This window comes from Aggregatilinea sp., from assembly GCF_036822615.1.
GTDB lineage: Bacteria > Chloroflexota > Anaerolineae > Aggregatilineales > Aggregatilineaceae > Aggregatilinea.
Map to the genome: position 1 here is coordinate 1 of NZ_DAISHJ010000176.1, position 8,015 is coordinate 8,015.

The window sequence follows — 8,015 nt, forward strand, 5'->3', positions numbered from 1 at the left end:
CCCGCCCCAGGACGGCGCGCTGAAGCTTCGCGCCTTCCAGCACCGCGCGCGGCATGGTCGCCTGCGAGAGCCGCGCCCCCTGCAAGTTCGCGCCCGCCAGATCCGCGCCGCGCAGCACGCCGTCGGACAGCCAGCCGAGCCGCCGCAGCTCCTCGACGGCGCGTGTCGCCTCGTCGTTCATACGGCTCCCCATCTGCGCCAACAAACTGGCTTTCGTGCGGCTGGTTCCGAGGATCTGGTCGAGCAGCACGAACGTGATCGACGCGCCCGCCAGCTCCGTGCCCAGGTTGAGGAACAGCCCCGCCCAGTCGCCGCTGATGATCACGGCAGGGATCACCGACGCGACCGCCACCCCGATCAGGACCATCAGGATCTGCTGCGACGTGTGATCGAGCATGCGCCACCACTTGCCCGGCGTCAGTTTGCGTCTGCGTGAGTCGCTCATAACCATCCTCTGCGCTGCGTTTTCGTCCACCATACCACGATCATATCGCGCCGGAAAGGCAGCAGACAACGCCCGCAGCGAGACGCGAAATGCACGAGCAGCCATCAATGGTCAGGAATCAATATCTAGCCGGAGCAGAAAAGGAGAAAAGCCGGGCGGAGTTGATCCCCGACAAGGCGTGCTGTGCCTTGCCTGTCTCCCCTCTCCAACCCAGATTGGAGAGGGGCCGGGGGTGAGGTTGCTTTGATCCCCCGCCCCTACACATACACCGCCGCACGCGATCAGATCAGCGTGGCGAACACGACCGCCAGCAGCACGAGGCTGAGGTAAATGTTGGACACTTTGAACACGCTCATCGCGCGCGGGCCGGTATAGTCGCGTATGAGGCGCGCCGACTCGATCAGCAGCCACGCGGTCGAGGGGATTACCGGCACGAGGTAGAGTAGCCCCAGCGCCCCGTCCAGGCCCAACAGCAGGCCGAACGCCCCGGTTGCGATCGCGTGGGCGACCATCCAGAAGATCGACCAGCGCGGCGAGGTCACCACGGGCAGCATCGGCACGCCCGCGCGGGCGTAATCGGCGCGGTAGGCGAGCGACAGCGCCCAGAAGTGAATGGGTGACCACGTGAACAGCAGCAGCGAGAGCACGATCACGCCGGGATCGCTCCACGCGCCGACTGCCGCTCCGCCGCTGAGCACGGCAGCGCTGCCCGCCGCCCCGCCGATGACGACGTTCCACACGCTGCGCGGCTTCAGCCAGATCGTATAGATGCCCACGTAAATGAACGCGCCCAGCCCGAGGAACACGGCCAGCGGCGGATTGCCCGCCAGCAGCGCCAGCAGCAGCGACACGGCGATCATGCCGGAGGCCACGGCAAACACCACGGTCGCGTTATACTGCCCCGTCACCAGGGGGCGGCGGCGCGTGCGTTTCATGCCCGCGTCTTTGAAGCGCTCGACGTACTGGTTGAGCGCCGACGCACCCGCCGCCGACAGCGTGCCCGTCACGGCCAGCAGCGCCAGCTCGCCCAGCGACGGCGCACCGCCGCTGCCTAACATCGCCCCACCCAGCGCCGCAAACAGCAGCAGCATCACGACACGCAGCTTGAACAGCACGGCCAGCGATGCAAGCACACCACTGTGATCGCGGTCGCGCTCACGCGCAGCGGCCACGGCGGGCGGGGTTTGAACAACATGCGTCATAGTGACCTCTCACAGAGTATCGATGCTTGCAGGACTGGGTCGTATCGCGCCGCGCGGAGGCCCATCGACAAAACGAGGCATCACGCGGCGGTCAAAAAAACGCGGCGGGCCGGTCACAAAACCCTGTCCGGCGGCGATGAAGGCGGTGACGTTCCGGGCGCGCACTACTTGAAACCGATTATAACGGCAATGACGTGCGATTGTGCCAGATTTTACACAATTAGCATATTGTTATTCAATAAAATTTCATCAGAAACGCGGGGGCCAAATGTCAGCCATACCCGCACCGGCGTCGCTATAATCCACTATGTACGGAATCGGTGTTCCACACACGCACGCACATCACCTAGACCCGCGAAGAAGAGGATTAAAATGCCCTCGGCAGTGTTCGAAATCGGGATCCTGGCGATCCTGATCCTGTTCAACGGCCTGTTCGCCCTTTCGGAAATGTCGATCGTGTCGGCGCGCAAGGCGCGGCTCCAGCAGTGGGCCAACGAAGGCAGCAGCCAGGCCGGTGTCGCGCTTGAGCTGGCCGAAGACCCGAACGCGTTTCTGTCCACGATCCAGGTCGGCATCACGCTGATCGGCACGCTGTCCGGCGCGGTCGGCGGGCAGACGCTCAGCCGCACGCTGTCCCGGCAGATCGAGGAGATCGAGCCGCTGGCCCCCTACAGTGGCGCGCTCGGCTTCGGGATCGTCGTGGCGCTGATCACCTACGCGTCGTTGGTCATCGGGGAGCTGGTCCCCAAGCGGCTCGCGCTGCAAAACCCGGAACGCGCCGCGACCCTCGTCGCGCGACCGATGCGGTCGCTGTCGCGCATCGCGTTCCCACTGGTGCGGCTGCTGTCGGCCTCCAACAACGCCGTGCTGCGCGTGCTGGGCGTGAAGCCGTCGCGGAACGCGCCGATCACCGAAGACGAGATCCGGCTGCTCGTCGCGCAAGGGGCCGAGGCGGGCGTGTTCGAGGCGGCGGAACAGGATATGGTCGAGAGCGTATTCCAGCTCGACGATCGCCCTGTGCGCAGCTTGATGACGCCGCACACGGAAATCGTGTGGCTGGACGTCACCGATTCGCCCGAAGAGACGCAGCGCAAAATCGCGGAATGCCCGCATTCGACATTTCCCGTATGCGAGGGCGGGCTGGATCACGTCTTGGGCGTGGTGCGCGCCAAGGCGCTGCTGAACCAGGCGCTGTCCGGCGCGGCCCTCGATCTGCACGCACTGGTGCGCCCCGCGCCGTTCGTGCCCGAAAACGCCGCTGCCAACGACGCACTCGACCTGTTCCGGCGGGCCGGGGAATCGCTGGCGCTGGTCATCGACGAGCACGGCAGCATTCAGGGCTACGTGACGGAGCACGACCTGCTGGAAGCGATCGTCGGCGTGCTGCCCTCCGCCGAGTTCGGAGGCGAACCGGAAATCACGCAGCGCGAGGACGGATCGTGGCTGGTCGATGGGCTGGCGCAGATCGAGACGGTCAAGGAACTGATCGGGGCGTATGCCTTGCCCGACGAAAACCGCTCCGCATACCAGACGCTCGGCGGCTTCGTGATGGACCAGATCGACGCGATCCCGTCCGCCGGGCAGCACTTTAGCTGGAACGGCTTCCGGTTCGAGGTGATGGACATGGACGGGCTGCGCGTGGACAAGGTGCTGATCGCGCGCGAGGCGGATGCAGAGGCGGCAGACGGCGCGGCACAAGAGCCGGAGTAGTCTGCCATCCTCAGCTTTTCCCATCTCGCCATGAGATAACAAATGAGCGACCCAAAGGGCCGCCCATCGTTTGCCGGACGCTCCGCGGGGTGGGGGAAAGCGGTCCGGTTTGAGGAGACAACGGCTGTGTGTTGTCCTGACATAGTATACCGAACATATGTTCGTTTTGTCAAGCACAAATCACGCTCTTACTTCACTACCCCACCCAGATCGGACACGTCGAACACGGCGACCGCATACGATCCGGCGGCGGCAAGCTGCGTCCCGTCGGGGCTGAACGCCAGCGCCTTGGCGTACCAGTTGAGTTCCCACACCTGCTGCCCGGTAACCGTGTCCCAGATCGCCGTGCGCTGGTAGTAAGACCCCGCCGCGAGATAGCGCCCGTCCGGGCTGAAGGCAAGCTGCCACACGGGCCATGACCACGCATCGGTCGGTTCCAGCAGGCGCACATCGCCGGTTTCCACGTCCCACAGCGCCAGCGGTCCGCCGTTGCCGAGCGCCACGGTACGCCCGTCCGGCGACCACGTCACGGCGCTGTCATCCCGGTCGGGCAGCGTATGCAGCAGCGCCCCGGAAGCATCGAGGATCTCGAACCCACGTCCCGACTTTTGGACCAGAACGTAATCACCGTTCGGGCTGGGCACAGCATAACGAGCATCAAGCTGCATGGCATCAATGCCTGCGGCGTCGAACAGCGACAGATTACCGGCCACATCGCCATTCCGGACATCGACCCGTGCGGCGGTAGGTCCGGTGCTCGGCCACATCATGAACTGATCGGCGGAAAGCCAGATCATGTTACAAGCGAGAGAACTCGTACAGACATTCGTTGGCACCGTCATGTCCTGGCGCGGCTCCGGCTGGGACAGATCCCAAAACACGAGGCTGCCCGCGGCGGCGCCATCGCGGTGATGATAGCCATTGCTGACGACCCCGCTGCCGTCGGGATACCACAGCACGCCGTTGGCAGTATCGCCCGGTTGAGTCGCGGGCACCAGCGTAAACAGCGGCGCGGGGATCACGGGCGCAGCGCTGCCGGGCGCAAGATGCGGCAGCACGTGGTCGGGCAGCCAGTCGATCGCAGTCGCGGAAAACGAGGTCCGGCCCAGCTCGCGGCGGGCACTTCCGTCCGCTTTGAGCACTACGTGACCGGGCGGACTGCCACCGCCCCCTGAAAAAGTCATATCTTCCGAGGTGATCAGCCACATCCCGGTCCGATCCCAGCTCGCGCCGTAGATGGCACCGCCCGCGCCGCCGCTGTAGGGAATCGTCGTGATGATCTGCCCGGTGTCGAGGTCATAGATCGCCGGAATGGAGGCCGACCTTCCCTCGCCGTAAGCCAGCTTGCGCGCGTCGGGCGAGGGCTGCGCGGTCCGCAGCCCGTAGGTTTCGACGGGCAAAACGGTCTGTCCGCCGGTTTCCACGTCGAGCATGAGCGCGGGTTCGTGCACCTGCCAACCGGGATAAACCAGCACGGATTGGCTTTCCCCCGCCCACTTGACGCTAAACTCCCCCTCGCGCTGGAGTAGTGTCTGCACCTGCCCGGTTGCTCCGTCCAACATGCGCAGAAAGTAAGGCGCAGCCTCGTCGTCCGCATGGGTGATGAAAACAGCCGCATCCGCCGAAGAAGACCATCGCGGCGCGCCCGTAAACCCGTCAGACGACCAACTGATGTCCGGTCCGATATCGAGCAGTGAACGGTCCACCATGGAGAGCAGCCAGGTATCACGGTCAAGCATACTGCTGAATAGCAGTGTGTCGCCGCGCGCATTCCAGTACTGCCTCCAGCCAGGCGACGATATGTCTTCAGGCGGCGCGAAGGTAAACGACTCGCCCGTCACCGCGTTTTCGGCCACCCACTGCGACCCGCCCAGCACGTCATGCACGAACCAGCCCGCCGACGACATCCCTGTGGCAAAAGTGCCTACGTCATGCTCCGTGATCCTCCCATCACGCGCGATCAGGCGCATGTACGACCGCCTGTTTTTTAAGACAATATCCACCCACTCCGGATGGTACACGTAGGCCGCGCTGCCATCCGGCAGCCAGCCCGCCCCCTCAAAGGGTTCCAGGGAGGGCGCTTCGCCCAGCCGCTGCCCCGACTCGACGTCATACAGGAAGGTCCGCCCGTGCATCTCCTGGTCGAACGTGCCCACCAGCAGCACGTCGTCCACAGGCGACCAGACGAGGCGGCTAAAATCGTAGGCATCCGCGAAGAGGCGCGTGCCCTGCGTGCCATCGGCGCGGACCAGCCACACCATGGAGGGCACATGGCCCGGCCCGGCCCACTCGCTGCTGGCCCACGCGAACCACTCTCCCGAGGGCGACCAGCCGCCCCAGTGCGTCATGATGTGCTCCTCCGGCATGAGGCCCGCGCCCAACACGCGGCTGTCGGAGCCGTCCGCGCGCTCGACAACGTAGGCGTGCAGCATGTCGGAGAAGTAGTAAAGATACGGCGCGGGGTCGTCCGTCTGCGCGGCGGCGTACCCGCCGCCCAGCAGTCCGGCAGCGCCGAGACAAACCGCCAGCGAACATATAAAAAGGGGGCGAAGCCCCGCCCCCTTACACCTCATAATCCACCACCGGCATCGCCGCGCAGATCTCCGCGGCGCGCTGCTTGACCGGAATGTGCTTCGGATGGTCGGCGTACGCCGCCAGCGCGGCGCGGTCGTCCAGGTCCACGATCAGCGCCACGTCGTGCGCGCGCGCCGCCTCCGCAAAGTTCAGGCCCACCTGGAGCCGCCGGACCTCCGGCACTTCCGTTTGCAGCGCCCGCAGGCTGTGGACGAACGCCTCGCGCGCCGCAGCATCCGTCTCATCCTTGAACTTGAACAGAACCACGTGCCGAACCATATTCTTTTCCTTCTCCCAAATCCCCGCTCGTGGTCCCGGCGGGCGGCAGCAGGTAGAGCACGAACTCCTTCGCTTCCGGTACGTCGGGATTGGACGTGTATTGTAGAGACTGTGGCCCAAAAGCTGCAAGCAGCCGCCCGAACGTCGTGATGTCGTTGCGCCCGGCGAAAATCGCCACTTCCCGGTCGCGCGGGATCGCGGCCAGCGCCTCCGGCGTGAGGTCCTCAGGAGCGATCACCTGCACCACCAGATCGTCCGCCAGATAGCTCAAAAAGTTCTGCGCGTCGCTCTGCGCCAGGATCTTCTCCCCGATGAGGTAGACCGGCGTGCCGGGCGGCAGTGCCGCCGCGCGCAGCAGCGCGTCGTCCGCATCCAGGTCGAGATAGTCTCGCGCCTCGATGTTGAAGGTGCGCAAAAACGGGCCAAAGTAAAACAACCCCTGCCAGACCATGATCACGACTGCCAGTTCCAGCGCGAGCGCGCGCTGCATGCGCGGCGACCAGCGCGGCGGACCCAGCAGCGGCAGCGTGTGGCACAATCCGAGCGCCATCAGCAGCGCCAGCGCGGGGAACACCACGTTATACCGCGCAGAGACGGCGCTTTCGACCAGCAGCGCGTTGCCCACCGAGGCGGCCAGCACCCACAGCAGCGGCAGCACGTCCGGTCTGCGCCACGACCACAGCGCGATCGCGCCGCCCAGCAGCAGCAGCGGCACGAACCATTCCAGCACCAGCGGGTGTTTGCCGCCGTAGTACAGGAAGTAAAAAACGGTCGTGTTCTCCGGCGAGTTCACGTAGAGCATCAGCGACTGGCGGAAATGCGCCAGCCGCGTGGTCAGCGAGTCCTGCTCGCGGTCGCGCTGCCAGTAATCCGTGCTCATCTCGGTTTTTTCGAGGCGGCTGAAGAAGGGGAAATCCAGCCCGGCGAGCGTGTAATAAATGGGCATGGCGACCAGCAGAAACGCCAGCAGCGCGATCAGCGCGCCGCGCAGCGCGGGCCGGGGCCGCCAGACGAGCCACCCGCCCGCCAGCCATCCGAGCGCCAGCAGCGGGAACAGCAGCCGCCCGGCCTCGTAAAAGTACTGCGTGAGGCCGAGCATCACGCCGCCGGCTGCCCAATCGAGGCGCGAGCCGCCGCGCAGTCCGCGCGCCAGAAACGCCAGCGCCAGCGTCCCGAAGACCGGATCCGCCACGATATTCATGCCCAGGCGCGAAAACTGCAGATGCGGCGGGAACGTCGCCAGGATCAGGATCGAGACGAGCGCCGTGCGGCGGTCGAACAGGGTCCGCGCCAGCAGGTACAGCGCCGGGATCGCCAACGCGCCGAAGATCGCGCTCACCGCGCGCAGCCCGGTCAGCGTGCGGCCCAGCGCCTCGACCGCGCCCGCCTGCCAGTACGAGTAGAGATAGGGCGACGAGGCGGCGGTCGGCATGGGATTGAGCAGTTTCACGTCCGGCGCGAGGCGGTTCCAGAAGACGCGGATGCCCACCGTAAAATGATTTTCGTCCACCAGCACGCGCACCAGATCACCCAGGCCCCACAGCCGCAGGATCAGCGCGACCAACGCGATCGCGCCCACCAGCGCGACCTCGCGCCAGGGCACGTCGATCCGGTGCGGGCGCGGCGCGCCCCCCAGTCCCCACGCCACCAGCGCGCAGCCTGCCGCCAGCAGCGCGAACTGGAGATGGTGCGAGATGCCTTGCAGCGCCTCGACGTGTAACACGTCCCCGTTGGCTTCGGCCAGCGCCAGCAGCGCGAGCGCCCCCGCGCCGGTCGCGATCCAGCCGCGCCGACCGCCCAGACCG

General features: G+C 65.9%; 6 protein-coding genes. 1 reads left to right on the plus strand and 5 read right to left on the minus strand.

Annotated elements, in window-relative coordinates; all coding sequences use genetic code 11:
* Both V7116_RS24670 and cyoE read right to left on the minus strand, forming a co-directional pair.
* The coding region (locus tag V7116_RS24670; protein ID WP_324394659.1) for a pentapeptide repeat-containing protein at positions 1–445 on the minus strand (445 nt) is incomplete at its 3' end.
* Between the two features lie 281 nt (positions 446–726).
* Positions 727–1,647: a heme o synthase gene (cyoE, locus tag V7116_RS24675; RefSeq protein ID WP_324394660.1), complete on the minus strand. Its 921-nt coding sequence runs from the start codon at positions 1,645–1,647 to the stop codon at positions 727–729.
* 372 nt (positions 1,648–2,019) lie between these two features.
* On the opposite strand from cyoE, the gene V7116_RS24680 reads away from it, so the two are divergent.
* Positions 2,020–3,357: a hemolysin family protein gene (locus tag V7116_RS24680; RefSeq protein WP_324394661.1), complete on the plus strand. Its 1,338-nt coding sequence runs from the start codon at positions 2,020–2,022 to the stop codon at positions 3,355–3,357.
* Between the two features lie 188 nt (positions 3,358–3,545).
* Here the strand turns inward: V7116_RS24680 and V7116_RS24685 are convergent, their stop codons facing one another.
* The 3 genes from V7116_RS24685 to V7116_RS24695 all read right to left on the minus strand — a co-directional run.
* Complete coding sequence (locus V7116_RS24685) at positions 3,546–5,930, minus strand: WD40 repeat domain-containing protein (RefSeq protein ID WP_324394662.1); 2,385 nt, start codon at positions 5,928–5,930, stop codon at positions 3,546–3,548.
* On the minus strand, positions 5,920–6,210 hold the full coding sequence (locus tag V7116_RS24690; RefSeq protein WP_324394663.1) for a Dabb family protein: 291 nt from the start codon (positions 6,208–6,210) through the stop codon (positions 5,920–5,922). The genes V7116_RS24685 and V7116_RS24690 overlap by 11 nt, the downstream gene beginning before the upstream one ends.
* Positions 6,173–8,015, minus strand: a 1,843-nt coding sequence (locus V7116_RS24695) for an ArnT family glycosyltransferase (RefSeq protein ID WP_324394664.1), incomplete at its 5' end; no start/stop codon positions are given. The genes V7116_RS24695 and V7116_RS24690, both read right to left, overlap by 38 nt.

Coding starts and splice junctions, on each gene's coding strand:
- V7116_RS24690 (WP_324394663.1), bottom strand. CDS start 6,210: ATGGTTCGGCACGTGGTTCTGTTCAAGTTCAAGGATGAGACGGATGCT.
- cyoE (WP_324394660.1), bottom strand. CDS start 1,647: ATGACGCATGTTGTTCAAACCCCGCCCGCCGTGGCCGCTGCGCGTGAG.
- V7116_RS24685 (WP_324394662.1), bottom strand. CDS start 5,930: ATGAGGTGTAAGGGGGCGGGGCTTCGCCCCCTTTTTATATGTTCGCTG.
- V7116_RS24680 (WP_324394661.1), top strand. CDS start 2,020: ATGCCCTCGGCAGTGTTCGAAATCGGGATCCTGGCGATCCTGATCCTG.